The organism is Flavobacterium sp. KACC 22758, from assembly GCF_028736135.1.
In the GTDB taxonomy this organism is placed as follows: domain Bacteria; phylum Bacteroidota; class Bacteroidia; order Flavobacteriales; family Flavobacteriaceae; genus Flavobacterium; species Flavobacterium johnsoniae.
Genome location: NZ_CP117878.1, coordinates 1,584,534 through 1,608,615 on the forward strand (window position 1 = coordinate 1,584,534; position 24,082 = coordinate 1,608,615).

The window sequence follows — 24,082 nt, forward strand, 5'->3', positions numbered from 1 at the left end:
TTGTTGGTAATTACGGAAAACCGTAATTTTTTAGTTAAAAAAAAATAATTATTTTAAATTATTTGTGTTTTTATTGATAATTTAATTGTTTGTCTGCGCATTAAATAGTATGTTTGATTTTAATAATCACAGAAATACTTTTATATATTAAATTATGAGTACAAAACTTGATCAATTATATTCTCTAAGAAAGAATTTTACAATTATTGGATTAACAGGAAGAACAGGTAGTGGTTGTTCAGATTTAGCATTAGCATTATCAAAAAGATTTGATGAAATTAAAACTATCAGAGATCCTAATGATATTGACGAATCTGTTTTTCAAAAAAAGTACGAAATAACTTATAATTATACTAAAGAAAATTGGAAACAATATAAAATCATTGAATATAAAAAGGTTATTTTTTTATTGTTATTACCCTTATTGTACAAGAATTCTAAAAATAAACATTTATTCGATTATTACAGATATTTTCTTGCTAAAGAAACTTCAGTAGAAAAGATTACATCGGTTAAAGATCAAATAAAAAACTTGATAGTAGAAAACGATAATTTAATTAAACAAATTGATGAAGTAGGTGATTTAACTAAAGTTCGCATCAAGAAAAAACTAACATTACTAAATCGAGTATTTTGGGGACCAGATTTTAATAAATTAGCAGACAAGGTAAATGATATACTTATCAAAGAAGGATTCATAGAAAGAATTATGTTGCTACATCATACAGCTAATAATTTAAGAAAATCAGGAAAACCATTTAAAACTTATAAATCCGATCCAACAAATATTTATACAATAGCAAAAGTTATTAATAGAATAATAAAAGCTACTAAACAAGAATCTTTAAACGATGAATGCCATATAGTTATTGATTCATTAAGAAATTCTTTAGAAATAAATTTTTTCAAGGAACGTTTTTCTGCGTTTTATTTAATCGCAGTAAAAAATGACGCAAGAAAAACCAAACTTATTGATTTGTATGGAAAAGATAAGACAAATACTATTGATAGATTGTTACAAATTGATGAAGTTGAATATAAATGTACTGATTATCAAAAAGGTATATTTTATACCCCCGATGTTCAAAATTGTATACAAATTGCAGATTTTCATATAAATAATAATATTTTGCAATCAGATATAACTTCTAAGATTGATAATTTTAGAAGTATGTTTAGTTTTTTTTCAATTGAGGAACAATTGATGAAATTACAAGCATTGATTCAACAACCTGGAATAATTACTCCAGATCCTACAGAAAGAATTATGCAAATTGCCTTTACAGCTAAATTAAATTCGGGATGTATCTCTCGACAGGTTGGAGCTGTTGTTACTGATGATGAGTTTTCAACTAAAGCAATTGGTTGGAATGATGTTCCTAAAGGTTCTATTCCTTGCTCAGTGAGAAATGTAAAAGAAATTTCAAATAATGATAAAGAGTTTGGTTTTACTAAGTTTGAGCTTGGAGTAGGTTTAAAAGAAACTGAACAAATAAATACAGAGCAAGCTGATAATTTGTTAGATAATGAATCTAAAAAGTTCAATGAATATATTAAAAAGAATTATAATGAAGAAACATTGCCGACTGAAAAATTAGGTGGAAGAAATTGCCCATATTGTTTTAAACAAGCGTACAATAGTTTTTCAGGAGAAAAAAATCAGGTTCATACAAGGTCATTGCACGCAGAAGAAAATGCAATGATGCAGATATCAAGAAGTGGAGGGCAAGGTTTGAAAAATGGATTTTTATTTACGACGGCAAGCCCTTGTGAGTTATGCGCAAAAAAAGCTTATCAATTAGGAGTAACAACAATATATTATATAGATCCATATCCAGGTATATCTCGGAATCATATCTTAAAAAGTAACTCTAAAACGGATCCTAAAATGATTTTATTTTCTGGAGCAGTTGGAAAGTCTTATCATAAACTGTATGAACCATTTTTATCGCAAAAAGATGAATTAGCATTATTGACTGATTTTAAATTAGAATCTCCTCAAAATGTAAAAGTGAAATCTTTAAAAGCCATTTTAAAGGAAAAATTTGCAGATAAAAAAGATTTAGCAGAAAAATTAGATGAGATGTTAGGAAGCGATGAAAAGGCTTTTGATAATCTCATGCAAATTATTGAAAAAGGTTTAGAATGACCCCATAATAAAAAATAAAAGTGCCTAACCCTCGCTAACGTTCCGCTCGTGAGCGCAAAGAAATGCACGAGCGAGACGCTCGCGCCAGCGGAAGATAACATTGTCGAGTTTCTTGCGCAGATTTCTCCTTCGTCGAAATGACAATATTGGGGTTATAATTCTGTAAAGAGTTCCGAAGAAACAAAGCATATTGTAGGGATGGATTTTAATCCATCCAAGACAAAGAAATTCCGTAACCAAAATGCATTAGCATAAGCAACAAAAATCCAATTGTCAAATATAGCCCGTGGTTTCAACCACGGGTACACAATACGAGCAAGACAAATATTACGTTCCCGTGGTTGAAACCACGGGCTATGTTTATATCGTTTTGAAATAACAAAAAAGAAAATCATTCTCCGGCAATTTCTCCAACATACCCCAAAAACTCCATTTCGTCTAAAGGAAATAGTTGCAGAACAGTTTCTAAAATAAGGCTTACGTTTATAGATTGGTTTTTCTTTTCGGGAACGTTGTGCATATCATGATCGAGAGCGAGAATGCAGAGTTTTAGCATATCGGTTATAATGCAGCCGAGTTCAAAATGGTTTTGAATTTTAATTTGAGCCAAATATTCGTTTGAGTTGTCAGTTCTGAGTTTTAGGGTTTTGAAATAAAGAGTAGTTAAGCGTTTTAGGTTTTTTACAATTTCAGATTCATTTGTTTCCATAAGGCGTATATTTAGTTTTGTTTGATAATTAGTTTACGATTTGGCTTTTATAAAATTATTATAAGAAAAATTGTACTTTTGTTTTGGTTCGGCGAAGGAAGAAATAGATTTTTATGTAACCTATCAATTTTATGTGTTTGGTACACGATTAAATATGTTTTTTACATCTCGCAGATTCTTACACTAAATTATTATCTTTGAATTATGAGCACACTAACAAAACCAAATCATATAGGGCGAAAAATAAGCCGTATTCGTGAACTTCGTAATATGAAGCAGGAAGCTTTGGCGCAGGCTTTAGGAACAAATCAGCAGGCGATTTCAATTTTAGAAAATAGTGAAACGATTGATGAAGATAAACTTATCGCAATTGCAAAAGCACTTGGTGTGACAGCAGAAGCAATTAAAAACTTTTCAGAGGAAGGTATGATTAATTATTTTAATACTTTTAATGAAGCTGTATCAGATAGTAGTTTTGGAAGTATTCATAATAACAAATGTACTTTCAATCCATTAGATAAATTAATGGAATCTGTAGAAGAAAATAAAAAGCTTTACGAGCGTTTGCTTCAGGCAGAAAAAGATAAAATAGAATATTTAGAGAAATTACTAAATCAGAAATAGTAAATCTTTTTAAGAATATAGAAAACCTCTCAGAAATGGGAGGTTTTTATTTTTGATAGAGAGTTAAAGAATAAAATTCTATACAGTTTGTCATTTCGACGAAGGAGAAATCTTCGTAAGTAACTCCGCAGCGAAGAGTTCAATCTTTGTCGAGCTTCTTACGGAGATTTCTCCTTCGTCGAAATGACAATATTGGGGGTTATACAGTTCTAAGGAAGTTCCGAAGGAACGATGCATATTGTAGAGATGGATTTTAATCCATCATAAATAAAAAAAAGCAGCTCCATCTTATAGAGCTGCTTTTCTAATTTTTTTGTGGGGCAAAAAAAGTGGTTAACGACGAAATCCTGGACTATGGTTTACAGTTTCGTCTAATTTTACAGTTTTTGCCTTTTTAGCAGCAACTTTAATCTCGTGTTTCGCAACTTTGTCGTTTGCTGTTACTTCAAGTAAATAAGTTCCGGCAGGAAAACCTTCCAGGCTTATTGTTTTTGAAACTTCTAATTTGTTTGCTGCAGATTCTCCCGCATAAAGTAAGTTGTGGTTTTCGTCGTAGATAGAAAAAGATGATTTTTCAACTGTGTCTAAAGTAAAGCTGACTACTTTTCCGTTTCCAGTTTGAATGTTTAAAATGTAATCGCCTTTTCCATCAATGGCGTAAGTAAATACTGTTGCTAAAAAAAAGGCAGCAACTAAACCTGTCTTGGTAAATTTTGTCATGTTTTTTTTAAATTATTATTTTTATTACTTAATGTGGAACGGTCAAAACTACAAATAGAATTTTAATTTTTTATCAAAAAAACTGTCTTTTTTGAGGTTTAAAATGCTGAATTAAAACCTTTTCTGTGTTTTGTCTACGCTATGTACGTAAATACGGGACTTGCGGTTTTATCTTTTTTAAAATTATTTTTTAACAAAAAAAAGCGGCTTTAATAATTATTAAGAATAATTTTTCAAAAAAGTTAAAGTGAGTTTTTTTCTTCGGTTAAAAGCATAAAAAAACAGCTCAATAACCACAAAGAGCTGTTTTTAAAACAATCACAGTTTTAACTTTACTAACTATCTAACCTTATTTATACTTTATGAGAAGTATAACTTTTTTAGCGCACTGCTACGCTTGTATTTTTAGCAGCATATCCTGCTTTATAAACTGTCGAAATTGCTTTTGCAGATAAAACTGTAGCATCATCTGTAATTTTAATTTCGTGTCTAACTTTTTTTACATTGTCTTCTGCCTCTAAAAAGTAAGTTCCTTCCGGAAATTCTTCTAAGCTGAAGGTTCTTAATATTCCATCTTTACCTGAAGCAGTTTCAGAATAAATTAGAGATCCGTCTTTGTCGTAAATTGCAAGGTTTGCTTTTTGTACTCTGTTAAGAGCAAATGTTATAAGCTTTCCGTTTGCTTTTATTACATGAAGATTAAAATCTTCGTTCCCATCAATTGCATACGTACTTCCTGTAAAAAGTACAGCACATACTAAACTCAATTTTAAAATCTTTTTCATAGTTCTTAGTTTTTAAATTATTAGTTTAATTCTCTGATGTAAAATTACTTAAGGACTACAAAAAAAGTATCTGCTCTATTTTCCAATTTCGATGCTGTATTCTCATTTACGAAACCGTTATAGGTTAAAATTTGAATTATATTTATCGTTTTGGTTAATTCGGTTATTATTTTTCAACGTTTTTGCAAAAATGTAAATTTACCTTTATCTTACAATTTCGTAATATTTGATGTAAAAAACAGGTTGTTTTATTAATTGATTTTTACCGAAAAGTAAAGCACAAAAAAAAACAGCTCAATAACCACAAAGAGCTGTTTCTAAAACTTTCGTTTTTAAACTTTACTAACTATCTAACCTCATTTTTATACTGTATGCGAGTATAAATTTTTACAACGCATGAGTGCGTTTATATTGTTTGCAGAAATCTGCTTATTAAAGTGCTTTTGAAGACAAAACAGAAGTTTCGTTTGTAATTTTAATTTCGTGTCTTGCTTTTTTATTGTTGTTTTCGATTTCAAGGAAATAAGTTCCTTCTGGAAATTCTTCTAAACTGAAAGTTCTTAAAATACCTTCTTTTCCAGAAGCATTTTCAGAATAAATTAAACTTCCGTTTTTGTCATATATGCTAATGCTTGCTTTTTGAACCTGGTTTAAAGCAAAAGTGATCATTTTACCATTTGCTTTCATAACGTGCATATTAAAAACGTTACCTCCGTCTATTGCATAAGTACTTAATCCTGATAAAAGTACAGCACATACTAAACTCAATTTTAAATTCTTTTTCATACTATTTTATTTTAATGTTTTTATCTCTAATTCTCTGATGTAAAATTACTTTAGATGTATGTGTTTTTTATCATCTCTATTTTCCAATTTCTATGCTGTATTCTCATTTACGAAACCGTTATAGGTTAAAATTTGAATTATCTTTATCGTTTTCGTTAATTCAGTTGTTATTTTTCAAGGTTTTTAGATAAAGGTTCTGAGGATCTAAGTTTCTAAGATTCTAAGTTTTTTAAAATCTGAAACAAGAAAATAAAGCCGAGGTTTCAATTGCCGGAAACGTAATATAAATCACAATGCAGTATTCTAATCTTTGTCTCTGTGGTAAAAAAAAAACACAGGGAGTATTTGAAATTGGATTTATTTAAATGAGGAGTGTGTTATTTTCAATATTAGCGCAGTCAAAAGAAATATAGCCAGCGGTTTTAACCGGTGGAACACATATAATAAGAATGTAGATTTTGTATTTGAAAAACAATGAGAATTATAGATATCTGCAAAAAATCCAAAATTCAGAAAAGTTTAGAGCAAAAAAAAAAACAGCCCAATAACCACAAAGAGCTGTTTTAAAACTTACGTTTTTAACTTTACTAACTATCTAACCTTAGTTTTATACTTATGAGAAGTATAACTTGTTTAGCGTACTGCTACGCTTGTATTTTTTTCAGTTGTTTTGTAAACTGATGATATTGCTTTTGAAGATAAAGTTGTAACTTCATTATTTACGTTGATTTCGTATCTTACTTTTTTAGCATTGTCTTCAACTTCTAAAAAGTAAACTCCATCAGGAAAATCCTGTAAGTTGAAAGTTCTTAAAATTCCATCTTTACCTGAAGCAATTTCAGAATAGAATAATGTACCTTCTTTATCGTATATAGCCAATTTTGCTCTTTGTACTTGATTAAGACCAAAAGTGATATTTTTTCCGTTTTTTAATACATGAAGATTAAAGTCCTCATTTCCATCAATCGCATAAGTACTGAAACCTGATAAAAGCACCGCACATACTAAACTTAATTTTACAATCTTTTTCATAGTATTTGTTTTTAAAATTATATCTCTAATTCTCTGATGTAAAATTACTATGACTGTATTGTTTTTATATCAACTCTATTTTCCAATTTATGTGCTATATTCTCATTTACGAAACCGTTATAGGTTAAAATTTGATTTTTTTTAGGTGTTTTTGTTAATTCAGCTATTATTTTTCAAATATTTTTAAATGTTAAGTTTTTTAAAAACTTCTAATATTCTTACAGAAATAATAAATGTCTATAAAAATGGTCGATTTAATACGATATATTAAAAAAATCAGGAAAAAAAATATTGGTCGTTTAAAAAACGGGCATTTTGCGATTGATTAAAGTTTGTCTTTTTGCTTATTATGATGAAAAATTCTCATTTGCGAAACCGTTGTAGGTTAATTTTTAAATTATATTAGGTATTTTTGTTAAATTTGCTATTATTTTTTAAAAGGATTTTATCATGAAAACAATTGCCCCAGCTCTTGAAGTGATAACTAACTCATATGGAAGTTCTTTTACCTACACGAAACACGCCGAAAAGACCAATAGCAAAGCTCATTTATGGCATTATCATCCTGAGATTGAGTTGGTTTATATAAACGGCGGGGCAGGAAAAAGACAAATAGGAAGCCATGTTTCCTATTACACAAATGGTAGTTTGATCTTGATAGGCTCTAATTTGCCGCACTGCGGTTTTACGAATGAACAAACGGGAAACGTAAACGAAACGGTTATTCATATTAAACCTGAGTTTTTGGGGAATGGCTTTTTTGGAGTACCGGAAATGAGAAAGATTCAAAATGTTTTGAGTCAGTCAAAAGGCGGAATTGCTTTTGGAGGCGAAACAAAAAAACAAATTGGAAAGAAAATAGAAATGATGGAGCATCAGCTTCCGTTCGAACGTCTGCTTACACTTTTGAGTATTCTGGATGAGTTAGATTCGTCTGAAGAATACACAATGCTGAATGCAGATGGTTTTGCAATGGAGCTTCAAACTCAGGATAACGATCGTATGAATGTTGTTTTTAATTATGTAAAAGATAATTTTCAGCAGTCTATCGCTATCGACGAAGTTTCGAGTCTGGTAAGTATGACAACTCCTTCGTTTTGTCGTTATTTTAAAAAAATATCTAATAAAACATTTACTGAATTTGTAAACGAATACCGTTTGGTACATGCTTCAAAACTTTTGGCCGAAAAACCAATAAGTATTAACGAGGTTTGCTACGAAAGCGGTTTTAATAATTTCAGCCACTTTAGTAAATCGTTTAAACAATATACCGGAAAAAGCGCGTCGCAATACCGCCACGAACACAAAATTATAATTAGTTAGTATTTTTTGAAGGTTAAAATTTAAAAGCCTCGAATTCATGAATTTAATTCTTGAATTCGAGGCTTTTTTTTGAAGTAAAAGAAAAATCATTTCAATCTGTCTAATCTGTGGCAAAAAAATCAGAGGCTTTGTTCTTAGAAAATCAGTGAGATTTTTCATATAGTTATTCGGAAAAAAGTATATTTACATTCCTTTTAATCGAAAAAAAAACTATCAAAAATGAAAAACCTTAAAATTTTACTATTCGCCGTTTTTCTGTGTCTTTCGTCAATGTCATACGCAGCAAAAGTAGACACTTTGCAAATTGCAAGTGCAGCCATGAGTAAAACTTACAAAGCTGCAGTTGTTTTGCCAAATTCTTATTCTAAAGGTAAAACCGCTTTTCCGGTAATGTATTTGCTTCACGGGGCATACGGACACTTTAGTGATTGGCTGAAAAATACGCCCAACAAAAAACTCGTTCAAAATTTATCAGATCAATACAATCTTATTATTGTAATGCCAGAAGGCGAGACCTTTAGTTTTTATCTGGATAGTCCGGTAAACAAAGAGAGTCAGTTTGAAACTTTTATTACACAGGAAGTAATTCAAAAAGTAGATAAAACCTACCGAACAATAAGTAATAGAAACGGAAGAGTAATTACAGGTTTATCGATGGGAGGGCATGGTGCTTTGTATCTTTCGACCAGACATCCTGATTTATTTTGCGCGGCAGGAAGTATGAGCGGTGCAGTAGATATGGGTACAATGCTTAATCGTGAATCATCGGCTCAGGTTGTAAAATTAATGCAGCCGGTTTTTGGGGATAAAAGTGATAGTTCTGAAATGTACGCACAGCATGCTGTTATGGGAATGCTCGATAAAATAAAAGCAAACAAACTGCCTTTAGTTATAGATTGCGGTGTAGACGATTTCCTGATAGAACCAAACAGAGAATTACACCGCCGATTAGTATATAATAAAGTAGAACATGATTATACTGAACGTCCGGGTGCGCATACTTGGGACTACTGGGAAAATTCACTGCCATATCACGTTTTGTTCTTCAATAAAATTTTGCTTAAAAATCAAGTAGTTACTAAGAAATAGGTAAAAAATATCGAATTTTTAAACCTTAAGATTTTTTTTGGTTTGATTTTTGGAATACCTTTATAGTACAAACCTTAAAAAAGATAATATTATGAAAAAGATACTTACACTATTCGCAGTTGTTGGGTTAATTGCATTTACAAGCTGTGAAGGGCCGGAAGGGCCTCCGGGACCTCCGGGAGATAATTCTTTATCGCCTGAGGCATTTGAAATTAAAAATGTAAATTTAGGTAGAGTTGCAGATAATGAGTATAATTTAAAAAGTACTTTTCAATTTGAAGTTGGAGGTAATTTATATGACGACGAAACTGTTTTAATTTATAGATTGACAGGTGTTATTAATTCTAATACTCCGGTTTGGCAATTGTTGCCTAGAACAATTTATCTTAGTGATGGCAATGAGTTAGATTATGATTATGATTTCAGTAAAATTGATTTTATTATTACTGCTCGAGGAACTTATAATTTGCTTAGCAAGCCTGAATATATTCAAAATCAAACTTTTAGAGTTGTTATTATTCCTTCTAATTTAGCTAAAACAATAAATACAAATAACTTTTCAGAAGTGATGTCGGCAGCTAATTTAAAAGAGAGTCAAATTCAAGATATTAAATTGTAATTATCATTTTGATTATAAAAAAAAAGGAAATCGTAAGATTTCCTTTTTTTTATACCTAATATATTAGAACTATTAATGCTGATCTAAATCAGAATCAGTTAATACTTTTTCTTTTCCGAATTTAAGCGAAACCAGGATTCCTACTAAAAGTGAAAGTGCAATAAATCCTAAAGATGCCCATTCTGGAACGTGTATCCAATCGTGTAAAAGCATTTTTAAACCAACAAAAGCTAAAATAGCAACTAAACTGTATTCTAAATAACTGAATTTTGCCAGCATATTTGCCAGGAAAAAATACATAGAACGCAATCCAAGAATAGCAAAAATATTAGAACTGAATACTAAAAACGGATCTTTAGTAATAGCAAGAATTGCAGGAACGCTGTCTACAGCAAATAAAACGTCCATTACCTCAATTACAATCAAAGCTACGAAAAGCGGGGTAGCGGCTTTTTTTCCTTTTTCGGTTAAAATGAAAAATTTCTCACCATCCATTTCTGATGTAATAGGAATAATTTTTCCTAAAGCTTTGTAAACAAAAGAGTCTTTTGGGTGAAAGTCTTCTTCTTCGCCGGAAAATAACATTTTTACGGCTGTAAATATTAAGAAGATTCCAAAGATATAAGTAGTCCACGCAAACTTATTAATAAGCATTACTCCGAAGAAAATCATTAATCCGCGGAATACAATTGCGCCCAGAATTCCCCAGAATAAAACACGGTGCTGGTACTTTTGCGGAATTTTAAACGATGCAAAAATAATGGCAATTACAAAAATGTTATCGACACTTAAGGATAACTCGATTAAATAACCGGTAATAAACTTCATTGAAGCTACTGCAGGTTTTAAAGCGTCAGGATTTTCAATATAATCTGTGGTGTAAAGCCAATAAATTACTCCTGAAAAAAGAAAGGATAAAGTAACCCAAATTAAGGTCCATTTGCTGGCTTCTTTGGTGCTTATAATATGCGGTGTTTTGTTAAATACACCTAAATCTAAAGCAAGAATAAAAACTACGGCTAGCAAAAAGAGAGTCCAGACTATCATGTTGATTTTTTTAAATGATTTACAAAGATAAGTTTTGATGTTTAACTTAAAAATTAAATTTAGTCCTAAAATTAAGGAATATTTGTTATTTGTAAAATGTTAATTATTATAGAGTTATGAGGTTTTTGTGTATGTAAAATTCAAAATGTTTTTAAAACCCGCAGAGTTTAATGCATAAAAAATGCCAGCAGTAATGCCGGCATTTTTAGAATATATTGTAAGCTTTGAATTATAGAGCTGATTTAACAGTTTTGATAATTCTTGCAGCAATTTTGTAAGGGTCTCCGTTTGAAGCTGGTCTTCTGTCTTCCAACCATCCTTTCCATCCTTTTTGAACAGTCATTAAAGGAATTCTGATAGAACATCCTCTGTCTGAAACTCCATAAGAGAAATCGTGGATAGAAGCAGTTTCGTGTTTACCAGTTAAACGTTGGTCATTGTAAGCTCCGTAAACTGCGATGTGCTCAGCAGTAACAGGACGGAAAGCTTCACAAATTCTTTCGTAAGTAGCTTGGTCTCCACATGTTCTTAATACTTCGTTAGAGAAGTTAGCGTGCATTCCAGAACCATTCCAGTCTGTATCTCCGAGAGGTTTTGGGTGATATTCAATATAGTAACCATATTTCTCAGTTAAACGGTCTAATAAGTAACGAGCAACCCAGATTTCGTCTCCTGCTTTTTTAGCTCCTTTAGCGAATAATTGGAATTCCCATTGTCCGCAGGCAACCTCTTGGTTGATTCCTTCAAAGTTGATTCCTGCAGCGATACATAAATCAGCGTGTTCTTCAACTAATTTTCTACCGTGAGTGTTTTTTCCACCTACTGAACAGTAGTACATCCCTTGTGGAGCAGGGTATCCTCCAACTGGGAAACCAAGTGGAAGCTGTGTTTTAGTATCCATGATGAAATACTCTTGTTCGAAACCAAACCAAAAATCATCATTATCATCATCAATTGTGGCTCTTCCGTTAGATGGGTGCGGAGTTCCATCAGCATACATAACTTCAGACATTACTAACCATCCGTTAATACGAGTTGGATCTGGATAGATTGCAACTGGAACTAATAAACAGTCAGAAGATCCACCTTCAGCTTGTTTTGTTGACGAACCGTCAAATGACCAATTTCCAAGTTCTTCTAATGTTCCTTTGAAATTTTCGTGCTCTTCAACTTTAGTTTTACTTCTAAGATTTTGAGTTGGTTCATATCCGTCTAACCAAATGTACTCTAACTTAATTTTAGCCATAATAATATAAATTTATTTTTTTTGTTTTTTCGCTGGGTCAAATATAGATTTATTTTTTTAGTCCTAAAAATTAGGGGGCTATTTTGTTTTACGAAGTACTATTTTTTTGAGAAGCGCAATTTTGATAGGGGTATATTTTAAAAAAAGTAATTTTTAACACTATAAAAAAATAAATTCGTAAAAATATGGTGTTGTTTTTGAATTTTAGGGTTAAGAAATTATGAAAAAATGTTTATTTAATGAATAATATTGAGGTTTTTTGTTATATTTCTTTACATCATCTTTATTATTCTTTAAAAAAAGCTTCATCTGTTGAAAAATCCTCGTATAAAAATCTCGAATTTAAGTTTAAAACAGGGTTATTTATTGTTTATATTTGTCGATCATTTTTCAATGAAAATTATTACGAATTTTTAAAATTATAGACATGTCAACATTACGTTTCCAAGCGCTAAAAGAAGCTTCTACCAGAAAGCCGGTGCATTTTGAAGAAATTGATAGAAAATCTAATCTTTTTGGTTCAAATGTGTTTAATGAAAAAGCAATGAAGCAGTATTTAACTTCTGATGCTTTAAAAGGAGTAAGAGATGCCATTCAACATGGAACGAAGATAGAACGAAAACTGGCAGATTATATCGCCATGGGAATGAAAGAATGGGCATTATCAAAAGGTGTTACACATTATACACACTGGTTTCAGCCGCTTACAGGAACAACAGCAGAAAAACATGATGCTTTTTTTGAAACGTCTTATGACGGCAATGAGTCTGTAGAAAAATTTGGCGGTGCACAATTAGTACAGCAGGAACCAGATGCATCTAGTTTCCCAAATGGTGGAATTAGAAATACATTTGAAGCAAGAGGTTATACAGCCTGGGATCCAACTTCGCCTGCTTTTATATATGGTACAACTTTATGTATTCCAACTGTATTCATTGCTTATACAGGTGAAGCTTTAGATAATAAAATACCTTTATTAAGAGCATTATCTGCAATTGACGAAGCTGCTACAGAAGTTTGTAAATATTTTGACAAAAACGTAAAAAAAGTAACGGCAACTTTAGGATGGGAGCAGGAATATTTCTTGATTGACAAAGCTTTGGCAAATTCTCGCCCTGACTTAATGATGACAGGAAGAACTTTATTAGGTCATACTTCTGCAAAAGGACAGCAGTTAGACGATCACTATTTTGGATCTATCCCAACCCGCGCGCTTACTTATATGAGAGATTTAGAGCAGGAATGTATGTTATTGGGAATTCCGGTAAAAACGCGTCATAATGAGGTTGCGCCAAATCAGTTTGAGTTAGCACCAATTTTTGAAGAAACCAATCTTGCTGTAGATCATAACTCTTTATTAATGGATGTAATGCAGAGAGTAGCAGAACGTCACGATTTTAAAGTATTATTTCACGAAAAACCATTTAAAGGAGTAAACGGTTCTGGAAAACACAATAACTGGTCATTGGCAACAGATACAGGAGTTAATTTATTGAGTCCGAGCAAAACGCCAATGAGCAATTTACAGTTTTTGACTTTCTTTATAAATACTATAAAAGCCGTAAACGACAACGAAACTTTATTAAGAGCTTCTATCGCAACGGCAAGCAACGACCACAGGTTAGGAGCAAACGAAGCACCGCCGGCAATTATGTCTGTGTTTATTGGAGCTCAATTGACTAAGGTTTTATCTGAATTAGAAAGTGTAACAACAGGAAAACTTTCTCCAGAAGAAAAAACAGATCTTAAATTAAACGTTGTTGGGAAAATTCCAGACGTATTATTAGACAATACAGATCGTAACAGAACTTCGCCTTTTGCTTTTACAGGAAATAAATTTGAGTTTAGAGCTGTAGGTTCAAATTCAAACTGTTCAAACGCAATGACCACTTTAAATGCGATTGTAGCAAAACAATTAATAGACTTTAAAAATGAAGTAGAGAACCTAATCGAGTCGAAAGACATGAAAAAGGACGATGCTATTTTTAATGTTTTAAGAGAATACATCAAACAATCTAAAAAAATCCTTTTTGAAGGAGACGGTTACAGCGAAGCTTGGGAAAAAGAAGCAGCAAAAAGAGGTTTAAGCAACTTTAAAACTACTCCGGAAGCTATTAAGGCTAAAGTTTCAAAACAAGCTTTGGAGTTATTTGCTGAACTTGGAATTTTTAACCACGTTGAAGCCGAAGCCCGCTACGAAATTGAATTGGAAGAATACACAAAGAAAATCCAGATTGAAGGAAGAGTTCTAGGAGATATTGCCAGAAATCATGTAATTCCAACAGCAATTCGTTATCAGAATACTTTAATTGAAAATGTAAAAGGTTTAAAAGAAATCTTTGGAAAAGAATTTGAAACCATTGCAAAAGAGCAGATTACTTTAATAAAAGAAATTTCAGGTCATATTGAAGGAATCAATTCTAAAGTATTGGCAATGACTAATGAAAGAAAAAAAGCAAACCAATTGACTGATGCTCAAAAAATGGCCGAAGCATATTGCAATAAAGTAAAACCTTATTTTGATGAAATTCGTAATCACTGCGATAAATTAGAATTATTAGTTGATGACGAAAGCTGGACACTAACAAAATATAGAGAATTACTGTTCACGAAATAAGTTTATGTACTTAGAAATGTTAAAAACCTGTCTCGATAAAGACAGGTTTTTTTTATGATAAAATGAAAAATTGGTCTAATTGATACTCATTTTAATAAATGTTAACCCTTAAATGTAAATAAATTGTAATAATAAAGTAATTTCCTACTTAAATTTTTCATCGTTTTAGTAGTTCATCGAGATAGTTTTACATTTCATCGAAAAGAAGTTAAGTAATTGGAAAATAGCTAATTCTACATGAATTGTTTATCAATAAGTTTTCTAATTTTGGTCAAGAGAAAAGGAAATAAAGATTCAATTTTTGTTTTCAAATGAAGATGTAAAGCCCCCAGACTTTCCCCCAAATCAAAACCTGCATAATAAGTTGTATTAATAACCAATTAAATATATTTATTATGAAAAAAGTAATTTTAAGCATCTCAGCGATGCTGTTTGTGGGAGTAGCGGCAATCGCTCAAGGTAACACTTCATCAGTGAACCAGATCGGAAATTCTGACACCGGTATTGTGAATCAAAACGGACAAACAAATGATTCTAAAATTGACCAGTTAGGAGATTCAAACAAATCAGAAGTTTATCAGGGAATTCAACCGGCAACTTACAATGCAGTAAGCAATAAAGCTGATGTAAAACAAGACGGTAACAGCAATGGAGCATTTATTTCTCAAAGCAACCATGACAACCAAGCTTATCAAACTCAAAAAGGAAACAGCAACTCTGCTACAATCTGGCAAGATCAAATTGTTAATGCACCAAGCTCAACTGGTGGATTTGACAAAGCCTGGCAGACACAAACTGGTAACAACAACACTGCAACTGTAGATCAAGGTACTACTGGTAACGAAAAACCAACGGGAGCTCCTTTTACAGCTGCTCAAATTGGACATGTTAATGGTGTAGCTGTTCCGGTTGGTCCTCACAGCAAAAATGAGGCTACTCAAACTCAAAAAGGAGATAATAACGTAGCTTATGCCAGTCAAGGTGGTGTTTCTAATAAATCATGGCAGACACAAACTTCTCCTAGCGGTACTACTGCAGCAAACAAAAATGTTTCAAACCACTATCAATATGGTGATGAAAACCAAGCTACATCTGTACAAAACGGTACTAAGTTAACTGAAAACACATTACAGATTGGAAACAAAAATACAGCAACTGTAACTCAAACTGGTGCAGCACACAGCAGTATTGCTTTCTCTAAAGGAAACATGAACGTGATCACTGTTACTCAAAGCAACTAAGGGTTAAAATGTAAATGTGATAGTCGTAGAACGACTATCACATTTTTTAATTTTAAATGTATCAAGATGAAAACTTTCATTCTCTCTATACTATTATTAATTCTTTATTGTCCTGCCTTTTACGGCCAGAATAATAAAGAAGACAATTCACAATTCAGCCATTACAGTTCCTCACTTTTTAATTCAAAAGAAACCGCAATGAGCGTAGTTTCGGTTTTAGATAAAAAGGAACAAAATGAGCTAAATTCAAAAATCCAGCCTGGGGTTCAAATTCAGCAGATTGGAGATTTAAACAAAGTAAAAGCCAATTTACAATCAAATGAAACCAAAGTTTCTGTTGACCAAAAAGGGAATGTAAACGAATTGCTTTTGGATAAAAAAGCCAAAACGATTACACAAAATGTGGTTCAAAAAGGAAACAATAATACAATTTCTGATTTTACATTAAACACAAATTATAATGTAAATATGGAAATGATTCAAAAAGGCGATAATCAAAACATTCAAAATATTGGAACCAATTCCCTTTCAAAAAACATGAAAATTACACAAACAGGAAATGGAGCTTCAATAATTCTTATTAATAAATAAATTGAAACATGCGTTTTTTAAACAGACATACTATAACCTTAATCCTTTTTTATACTACTATGACTTTCTTCGGACAAGTGCCGCAGGATAAAATAAAAGCTAAAATTGAAGTAGAAAATATTGAAGGAAATGTAAAAATTACTGGTACAGCCGAGAATCTCACCGATGTTATGAGAAGTGCGGCATACAGGTTGTCTGTTATAAAAAATAATAATAAAAGTAATAATCAGTCAAATAATGACCAGGTTGGAATATTTACCCTGCAGCCAAATGAAATACAAAAACTGTCAACCTCTCAAATCAATCTTCTTGAAGATGATGAAGTAATTGTACTGCTTTTGTTTTATGACGAAAACAAGCAGATAATTGCGAAAGACCGCGTGGTTTTGGGTGAAGAAAAAAAAAAGAAGATCCAATAATTCTTCCTGCTGACGGATTTGTTTTACGGGGAATTATTACAGATGATACCAAAACCAAAATGGGAAAAGATTTTTATGACAGGTATTATTACAAGTACAATGATATTGGAATCAACGCTGATAAAATAGTCACAATAGGTGAAGAATATAGTTTTGCGAGAAACACCGCTATAACCGTTTCTATAGACAACGAAGTTATATACGAGTTTCTGGCCAGACCAGACGACGAATTCTTAGACGCTGTTGCAGAAGAATCTGTAAATGCAACCTTCACTTATTTGAAAGAAAAAGAAAAAGAGCGCAAATATTTCACTCAGTATTAATTTTATTATTAACGACATGAAATTTATAACCATCCTCGCAGTATTCCTGCTTATTTCTCCATTTATAAATGCGCAGGCCTTAGTTTATAAACCTGTAAATCCTGCATTTGGCGGAGACACTTTTAATTATCAATGGCTTTTGAGCAGTGCCGAGGCTCAAAATAAGCAAAAGGATAAAACAGCCGAAACAAAAGAACAAACAGATTTAGAACGGTTTAAAGCCAATTTAAATTCGCAGCTCCTAAGTCAGATTTCGAGTACGCTTTATAAACAGCAATTTGGCACTGACGGTATTAAAGAAGGTTCTTATACCTTCGGAAGTTATTCTGTCGACGTTTATCCATCAGCAGATGGACTCACACTTAATATTTTAGATACCAATACCGGCGAACAAACTCAGGTAATCATCCCAAATCAATAACATGAGATTACATTACTACTTATTTATTCTGATCGCATTTCTTTTTGCGGGCTGCGGTGCTTATTACAATCAGCCGACGGGAGTACAAAAAGCAATTTTGGGAGAAAGCACTCCTGCGACATCTTTATTAAAAGACCTGCCAAAACCAAAAGAGCAGGTTGTAGTTGGGGTTTATAAATTCCGTGACCAAACAGGACAATATAAACCACAGGAAAACGGAAGCAGTTTTAGTACAGCCGTAACCCAGGGAGCAACTTCAATTTTAATAAAAGCTTTAGAAGATTCAAAATGGTTTATCCCAATTGAACGCGAAAACATTGGAAACCTGCTTCAGGAACGAAACCTTATTCGTGCCACAAGACAGGAATATGTAAAAAATGCCAATCCAAACGAACCACAGTTAACCCCATTATTATATGCCGGAGTTTTGCTCGAAGGAGGTATCGTTTCATACGATTCTAATATTATTACCGGAGGTTTTGGCGCTAGATATTTTGGTGCCGGAGCATCTGTAAAATACCGTCAGGATCGTGTTACCATTTATTTAAGGATGATTTCAACATCAAACGGAAAAATTTTAAAATCGGTTTATATCTCGAAAACCATTTTATCGCAGGCAATTGATGAAAGTTTGTTTCGATATGTAAATTTTAAAAGACTTTTAGAAGTTGAAACAGGTTATACAACAAATGAGCCCGTACACATGGCGGTTACCGAAGCCATAGAAAAAGCTGTAGAATCTTTAGTCTTAGAAGGACTTCAGAATAATATTTGGGAAGCAGATGCACCAAAATGGCAGGTCGATAATTTGATAAAAGCTTATAATGAAGAAAATAAAACTGCCGATGTAACAGGACTTTATGGAAGAGTTTTAGAAAACAGAAGAGGCAAATATGCTATAGAAGTTTCAGGAGGAGCTGCTTTAATGGACGGAGATTATCGTGATCCGCTTTTAAGGCCTTTTGGACGCGGTGCACTAAAATTCTTTTTAACACCTTCCTTTAATATAAGTGCTTCTACAAATGTTGTAAATCTGGCCAACAAAAATTTGCTCGATGTAGGATATATAACATACGATCTTAATCTGGAATGGATTTTACTTCCAAAAGACCGATTAACACCGTATTTATATGGAGGAGGCGGACTTGCGATGAATCGGAAATTTGAAAACACATACGGAAAACTGCAGTATGGAGCAGGACTCGAATATTTGGTTTCAGACCAAATTGGACTAAAATTATTTGCTGAACAAAACATCAACTTTAGTGATAATGTCGATTATATAAAAGCCGGAACCAGAGACGATTATTATTACAAGTTTGGTTTTGGACTTACTTATTATTTTGGTAAAAAGAAGAACAAGTAAGGAGATCAAATCTGAAATATAAAATGAAATTTAAATTTAAAAAAAAGGAATAATGAAGTATTTATACAAAATAGCAAGTGTACTTTTTTTATTGTTTTTGGTTTCGTGCAGTGAAGAAAAAATAGGAGAGTCGGAGTTTGGAACCGTTACCGGAAAAGTAGTTTCGGCAGATACTTTTGAGCCGATGGAAAACGTAAAAATATTATCCAGCCCAACATCAAGTACCGTATTTACAGATGAAAGCGGAAAATTTACAGTTTCAAATGTAAAAGTGGGCGAATATTCTTTTCAGGCTCAAAAAGACGGATATGTTGCAAAATTTGAAGCCGTAACTATTACAGCAAATAATACATCTGAAATTGTTTTTGAACTCAGTAAATCGACGGCAAATAATAAACCGCCAACAGTTCCGGTATTAGTCAGTCCAATTGATAACAGTACAGCACAAGCTGTTTCGCTGGATTTAACCTGGACTGCGACAGATCCTAATAATGATGTGCTGACCTTTAAAGTAACGCTTAGAAATGACAGTAACAGCGATGTAAAAATTTTTGAAAATATAAAAGAGAAAAAACTAACCTTAACAGATCTTTTATTCGGAACAAAATATTACTGGCAGGTTGAGGTTAATGACGGTATAAATACACCTGTTTTAAGTACTATCAGCGCTTTTACAACTTTACAATTTCCAACAACACGTTATTTGTTTGTAAAAAAGATAAGTGATAACAATGTAATTTTTGCCGCAGATGACACCGGAAAACAATACCAGTTAACCAGTACTGATAAAAATTCCTGGCGTCCGAGGAGAAATAATCAGGCGCAAAAAATCGCTTTTATTGCCACAAACGGTTCGCAAAATGATATTTACACGATGAATTTTGATGGAACAGGAATAAAAAAAGTAACCAGTTCAGTGCCAATTGCAGGTTTCAACTCAGATTATATAGGTTATTCGTGGAATGCTTCGGGAAGTGAATTTATTTATCCGAGTTTTGATAAACTGTACAGAATTAACAGTGATGGAAGTGGTTTAACCAAAATATTCCAAACTCCAAACGGCAAATTTATATCAGAATGCGACTGGAGTGCCGACGGAACTAAAATTGCATTAAAAGTAAATGATGCCAATGGTTATAATGCAGAGGTGTATGTTATTGATACTTCGGGTACGATAACAGCTTCAATACTTTCCGGACAACCAGGCGCAGTTGGCGGTTTAAATTTCTCTGTTACCGGATTAAAATTAATTTACACCAGAGATGTAACCGGTTTTGAAAATTCGACTTACCGCCAGCTGGATACCAGAATTTTTGAATATAGTTTTGTAACATCATCGTCTTATCAAATTGTAACCGAGAAAATTTCGGGGACCAACGATCTCGATGTACGATATGCTCCAAACGAATCAGAATTAATTTTTACCAATACATCAAATGATGGTATTTCGGCAAAAAATATTCTAAAAACCAGTATAGGAGTTGCAAATTCCAGAGTTGTATTATTCTCCGGAACTTCAATGCCAGACTGGGAATAAAGAGAAAATTCCATAATAACCAACATAATTTAATCGGAGAAAATCGGCAGTATTCAAAATCTGCCGATTTTTTTATGAATCATACAGACGAATCAATCGAAGAATTTAAAAAAAGGGATTATCTTTGCAGCACATCAACACAAACTAATTTTCATGAGTTCAGATTCTAGCAAAAGATATGCACAAAGAGGTGTTTCGGCATCAAAAGAAGACGTACATAACGCTATAAAAAATATTGACAAAGGTTTATTTCCGCAGGCATTCTGTAAAATTGTTCCAGATTATTTAACTCAGGACAATGAGCACTGCTTAATTATGCATGCTGACGGAGCGGGTACAAAATCATCTTTAGCTTATATGTACTGGAAAGAAACCGGAGATCTTTCGGTTTGGAAAGGAATTGCTCAGGATGCCTTAATCATGAATATTGACGATTTATTATGTGTTGGCGCAACAGATAATATCTTGCTTTCTTCAACTATTGGAAGAAATAAAAACTTAATTCCTGCTGAAGTTATCTCAGCAATAATTAACGGAACAGAGGAATTAATAAACGAATTAAAATCATTTGGTGTAACGATTCATTCAACAGGAGGAGAAACTGCTGACGTTGGAGATGTTGTTCGTACCATTATTGTAGATTCAACTGTTACCGCTCGTATGAAACGTGCAGATGTTGTAGACAATGCTAATATTCAGGCTGGAGATGTAATTGTTGGTTTGGCTTCTTTTGGTCAGGCTTCTTATGAAAAAGGATATAACGGAGGAATGGGTAGTAACGGATTAACTTCTGCCCGTCATGATGTTTTTGGCAAATATTTAGCAAAAAAATACCCTGAAAGTTACGATGCTGCTGTTCCGGAAGAATTAATTTATTCAGGACAAGTAAACTTGACAGATGAAGTTGAAAACAGTCCAATAAACGCAGGTCAGCTGGTACTTTCACCAACAAGAACTTACGCACCAATTATCAAGAAAATTTTAGACAAATACACACCAAGTGAGATTCATGGAATGGTGCATTGCAGCGGTGGTGCGCAGACTAAAATTTTACATTTCGTAAAAGACTTACACGTTATAAAAGACAATTTATTTCCGGTGCCGCCATTGTTCAAGTTAATTCAGGAACAATCAAAAACAGATTGGAAAGAAATGTATCAGGTTTTTAACTGCGGTCACAGAATGGAGCTTTACGTTCCGGAAAATATCGCACAGGATATTATCGAAATTTCAAAATCATTCAATGTTGATGCACAAATAGTAGGTAGAGTAGAAGCTTCAGATTCTAAAAAACTAACGATTACCAGCGAATACGGAACATTCGAATATTAATTTTTAAAGTTACAAAGGTTCAAAGGTTCAAAGGTTTAGAGTTGCAAAGACTTTGAAACTTTTAAAATAATTATTAAATTTAGAGATGCATAATTGTGCATCTCTATGTTTTTTTAACACATTATATTATGTACGAATTACTTTTCTGGAAATATCTGGACGAAATTTACCTGAACAATCAGGAAGTTTATGAAGCGCTTGTAGAAAAACAAGAAGTTGAAGGTCTTGCAGTACTTCAAATTGAAGTAATCGTAAACAGAATTAATTCTGTCTTTTCAGATTGGGAAAGAGTTGACGATAACAGCTGGAAAAATCCAAAAGGAAAAGGCGCATTTCAAGTTATTACAACACCGCAGAGTATAAAAATTGACTGCTACGGAACAGAAGGTAAAACCATGAATAAATTAGTAGATATCATGGAAGAATTTAAATGTCCGCTTTACGATCCGCAGGTTCCGGAACGTTATGATGAAATGAGTGAATAAGTTTTCTTAAAGATTTTCAAAAAATATAAGCCATGTCAAAATCAAATTTCAGTTTTTCAGATAACGTAATTTTAGAAGACGATTTTGTTTTATTACGTCCAATTCAGGAATCAGATGTTGAAAATCTTTTAGAAATTTCGATCAACGAACCAGAAACCTGGAAATATTCCTTAGTGGGTGCTGACGGAAAAGAAAATTTGATCCATTATATTCAATTGGCAGTTAAGGCAAGAGAAAACCAAAAAGAATTTCCGTTTATAGTTTTCGATAAAAAATCCCAAAAATACGCTGGTTCAACACGATTTTACGATATCAACCTTGAATTCAAAACTTTACAGTTAGGATATACCTGGTACGGATCTGCGTTTAGAGGAACCGGACTAAACAAACACTGCAAATATCTATTACTACAATTTGCTTTCGAAACCCTTGGAATGGAACGAGTAGAATTCCGCGCCGATAATAATAACGAACGAAGCATTGCCGCAATGAAAAGCATTGGCTGTAAAGTAGAAGGCGTTTTAAGAAGCCACATGCCAACCGCAAACGGCGATGTCCGTCGTGATTCTATTGTTTTAAGCATTCTAAAGAACGAATGGTTCAACGAAGTAAAAGAAAATTTAAAAAATAAGCTTTAACAGAACCATAGGTTCGACCCATTTTACAAGGCTACAATATGAACCGTTCCTACGGAACTCCGTAATGTGAAACATCGATTTTTTTGAACGGATTAATCCCGATAGCTATCGGGAGTTGCTGCAATATTTACTATTCCTACGGAATTCTTCAATTGGAATTCATAATTCACCATTAACAATTAACCATTAACCATTAACCATAACCATTAACAATAACCATTAACCATTAACAATTAACAATTAACAATTAATTCTTATCCGTCTTTCAATAACAAATTTTGTTCTTTTCTTAATTTGATCAGTAATTGATCGATATTTAATTTAATCTTTTGCGGTAAAGAGCTCCAATTTGCATCTTTTTTAAAACTTCTGCAATAGTCCAAATCACATTCTACAGCACGAATAACATATTTTTTGTTATTGTAAATTGTAATAATTTTTACTCTCCTAATTTCTCCATATTCCGTTTTTGTTCCGTAAACAATTACCGGATCAATATAACCATCGCCGTCAATATCTTTAGTGCTGCAGTATTTTGTCCAAAACCAGATATTAGTTTCTTTAGGTTCATAATCTTCAAGCAGATCATTTATTCTCCATTTTTCTAAAAAACCACCATGATCATTCATGACACAAATCGCCTGAATTTTAGTATTCAAAGTATCTTTTTTCGAAATATTTTTTTGATTTTCGGTTAAAATCAAATTCGTAACGCCGCCTTTATCGCTGTATTCAAAAGCTCGATAAATAGGAAAATCGGCAATCTCATTAAGTTCTCTTTGAGTGATTTGCTCTTTTGACAGTTTATAACTTTCAGTTTTTTGAGAAAAAGTAAATACAGAGTATAAGAGAAACAAAAACAGCGTTATTTTTTTCATTTGGGCATTTATTAGAACAATCAAAGATATTCAAATGTAAATTAGTTTAAAATTTAAATTTTTAAAAGGACTAATTTTATTGTAATTTTCTAGACTTAAAAAACT

24 protein-coding genes and 1 pseudogene are annotated in these 24,082 nt (G+C 32.5%); 17 read left to right on the top strand and 8 right to left on the bottom strand.

Annotated elements, in window-relative coordinates; genetic code table 11:
• Positions 1–154 precede the first annotated feature (154 nt).
• Positions 155–2,149, top strand: coding sequence for a hypothetical protein (locus PQ462_RS06760; RefSeq protein WP_274252854.1), 1,995 nt, complete (start codon positions 155–157; stop codon positions 2,147–2,149).
• A gap of 391 nt (positions 2,150–2,540) precedes the next feature.
• Here the strand turns inward: PQ462_RS06760 and PQ462_RS06765 are convergent, their stop codons facing one another.
• On the bottom strand, positions 2,541–2,858 hold the full coding sequence (locus PQ462_RS06765; RefSeq protein WP_274252855.1) for a hypothetical protein: 318 nt from the start codon (positions 2,856–2,858) through the stop codon (positions 2,541–2,543).
• Positions 2,859–3,062: 204 nt separating this feature from the next.
• Here PQ462_RS06765 and PQ462_RS06770 point away from each other — a divergent pair, with 204 nt between their 5' ends.
• A complete protein-coding gene (locus PQ462_RS06770; RefSeq protein WP_274252856.1) occupies positions 3,063–3,482 on the top strand; it encodes a helix-turn-helix domain-containing protein in 420 nt (139 codons plus the stop codon).
• Between the two features lie 333 nt (positions 3,483–3,815).
• Here PQ462_RS06770 and PQ462_RS06775 read toward each other — a convergent pair whose 3' ends face one another.
• The 4 genes from PQ462_RS06775 to PQ462_RS06790 form a co-directional block, all read right to left on the bottom strand.
• Positions 3,816–4,202, bottom strand: coding sequence for a secretion protein (locus PQ462_RS06775; protein ID WP_274252857.1), 387 nt, complete (start codon positions 4,200–4,202; stop codon positions 3,816–3,818).
• A gap of 380 nt (positions 4,203–4,582) precedes the next feature.
• Entirely contained in the window at positions 4,583–4,987 is a 405-nt protein-coding gene (locus PQ462_RS06780) for a secretion protein (protein ID WP_121361786.1), read from the bottom strand.
• Between the two features lie 432 nt (positions 4,988–5,419).
• Positions 5,420–5,773: a T9SS type A sorting domain-containing protein gene (locus PQ462_RS06785; RefSeq protein ID WP_121361785.1), complete on the bottom strand. Its 354-nt coding sequence runs from the start codon at positions 5,771–5,773 to the stop codon at positions 5,420–5,422.
• 633 nt (positions 5,774–6,406) lie between these two features.
• Positions 6,407–6,805 carry a T9SS type A sorting domain-containing protein gene (locus PQ462_RS06790; protein WP_012024405.1) on the bottom strand — a complete coding sequence of 133 codons (399 nt, stop codon included), beginning with the start codon at positions 6,803–6,805 and terminating at the stop codon, positions 6,407–6,409.
• 450 nt (positions 6,806–7,255) lie between these two features.
• Between PQ462_RS06790 and PQ462_RS06795 the strand changes: the two genes are divergently transcribed.
• The 3 genes from PQ462_RS06795 (at position 7,256) to PQ462_RS06805 (ending at position 9,836) form a co-directional block, all read left to right on the top strand.
• The gene (locus PQ462_RS06795) at positions 7,256–8,128 is read left to right on the top strand and encodes an AraC family transcriptional regulator (protein ID WP_012024406.1); all 873 of its coding nucleotides are present in this window, start codon (positions 7,256–7,258) and stop codon (positions 8,126–8,128) included.
• Between the two features lie 219 nt (positions 8,129–8,347).
• Entirely contained in the window at positions 8,348–9,217 is an 870-nt protein-coding gene (locus PQ462_RS06800; protein WP_121361784.1) for an alpha/beta hydrolase, read from the top strand.
• A gap of 91 nt (positions 9,218–9,308) precedes the next feature.
• Positions 9,309–9,836 (top strand): hypothetical protein, encoded by a 528-nt coding sequence (locus PQ462_RS06805; protein ID WP_274252858.1) that lies wholly within the window; start codon positions 9,309–9,311, stop codon positions 9,834–9,836.
• A gap of 72 nt (positions 9,837–9,908) precedes the next feature.
• Here the strand turns inward: PQ462_RS06805 and PQ462_RS06810 are convergent, their stop codons facing one another.
• Together PQ462_RS06810 and PQ462_RS06815 are read right to left on the bottom strand one after the other, a co-directional pair.
• Positions 9,909–10,883 carry a TerC family protein gene (locus PQ462_RS06810; protein ID WP_121946351.1) on the bottom strand — a complete coding sequence of 325 codons (975 nt, stop codon included), beginning with the start codon at positions 10,881–10,883 and terminating at the stop codon, positions 9,909–9,911.
• A gap of 229 nt (positions 10,884–11,112) precedes the next feature.
• The gene (locus tag PQ462_RS06815) at positions 11,113–12,129 is read right to left on the bottom strand and encodes a glutamine synthetase beta-grasp domain-containing protein (protein ID WP_012024410.1); all 1,017 of its coding nucleotides are present in this window, start codon (positions 12,127–12,129) and stop codon (positions 11,113–11,115) included.
• Between the two features lie 427 nt (positions 12,130–12,556).
• On the opposite strand from PQ462_RS06815, the gene PQ462_RS06820 reads away from it, so the two are divergent.
• The 12 genes and pseudogenes from PQ462_RS06820 (at position 12,557) to PQ462_RS06870 (ending at position 23,099) form a co-directional block, all read left to right on the top strand.
• Complete coding sequence (locus PQ462_RS06820) at positions 12,557–14,746, top strand: glutamine synthetase III family protein (RefSeq protein WP_012024411.1); 2,190 nt, start codon at positions 12,557–12,559, stop codon at positions 14,744–14,746.
• A 395-nt stretch (positions 14,747–15,141) separates the two neighbouring features.
• Positions 15,142–15,987, top strand: a complete 846-nt coding sequence (locus PQ462_RS06825; RefSeq protein ID WP_149208030.1) for a hypothetical protein — start codon at positions 15,142–15,144, stop codon at positions 15,985–15,987.
• Between the two features lie 66 nt (positions 15,988–16,053).
• Positions 16,054–16,578, top strand: a complete 525-nt coding sequence (locus PQ462_RS06830; RefSeq protein WP_274252859.1) for a hypothetical protein — start codon at positions 16,054–16,056, stop codon at positions 16,576–16,578.
• 8 nt (positions 16,579–16,586) lie between these two features.
• Positions 16,587–16,997, top strand: coding sequence for a hypothetical protein (locus tag PQ462_RS06835; RefSeq protein ID WP_274252860.1), 411 nt, complete (start codon positions 16,587–16,589; stop codon positions 16,995–16,997).
• A gap of 35 nt (positions 16,998–17,032) precedes the next feature.
• Entirely contained in the window at positions 17,033–17,320 is a 288-nt protein-coding gene (locus PQ462_RS06840; protein WP_274253715.1) for a CsgE family curli-type amyloid fiber assembly protein, read from the top strand.
• A gap of 16 nt (positions 17,321–17,336) precedes the next feature.
• Entirely contained in the window at positions 17,337–17,741 is a 405-nt protein-coding gene (locus PQ462_RS06845) for a curli production assembly/transport component CsgF (protein WP_274252861.1), read from the top strand.
• 1 nt (position 17,742) lies between these two features.
• Positions 17,743–18,510, top strand: a pseudogene (locus PQ462_RS24025) (CsgG/HfaB family protein); the annotation flags it as partial.
• 550 nt (positions 18,511–19,060) lie between these two features.
• A complete protein-coding gene (locus tag PQ462_RS24030; protein ID WP_354017283.1) occupies positions 19,061–19,129 on the top strand; it encodes a hypothetical protein in 69 nt (22 codons plus the stop codon).
• A gap of 30 nt (positions 19,130–19,159) precedes the next feature.
• Positions 19,160–20,644, top strand: coding sequence for a carboxypeptidase regulatory-like domain-containing protein (locus PQ462_RS06855; RefSeq protein WP_274252863.1), 1,485 nt, complete (start codon positions 19,160–19,162; stop codon positions 20,642–20,644).
• A gap of 153 nt (positions 20,645–20,797) precedes the next feature.
• Positions 20,798–21,976 (top strand): AIR synthase related protein, encoded by a 1,179-nt coding sequence (locus tag PQ462_RS06860; protein ID WP_274252864.1) that lies wholly within the window; start codon positions 20,798–20,800, stop codon positions 21,974–21,976.
• A 128-nt stretch (positions 21,977–22,104) separates the two neighbouring features.
• Positions 22,105–22,461 carry a hypothetical protein gene (locus PQ462_RS06865; protein WP_274252865.1) on the top strand — a complete coding sequence of 119 codons (357 nt, stop codon included), beginning with the start codon at positions 22,105–22,107 and terminating at the stop codon, positions 22,459–22,461.
• 32 nt (positions 22,462–22,493) lie between these two features.
• On the top strand, positions 22,494–23,099 hold the full coding sequence (locus tag PQ462_RS06870; RefSeq protein ID WP_274252866.1) for a GNAT family N-acetyltransferase: 606 nt from the start codon (positions 22,494–22,496) through the stop codon (positions 23,097–23,099).
• A 254-nt stretch (positions 23,100–23,353) separates the two neighbouring features.
• Here the strand turns inward: PQ462_RS06870 and PQ462_RS06875 are convergent, their stop codons facing one another.
• Positions 23,354–23,977 (bottom strand): M949_RS01915 family surface polysaccharide biosynthesis protein, encoded by a 624-nt coding sequence (locus PQ462_RS06875; protein WP_274252867.1) that lies wholly within the window; start codon positions 23,975–23,977, stop codon positions 23,354–23,356.
• Positions 23,978–24,082: the final 105 nt, after the last annotated feature.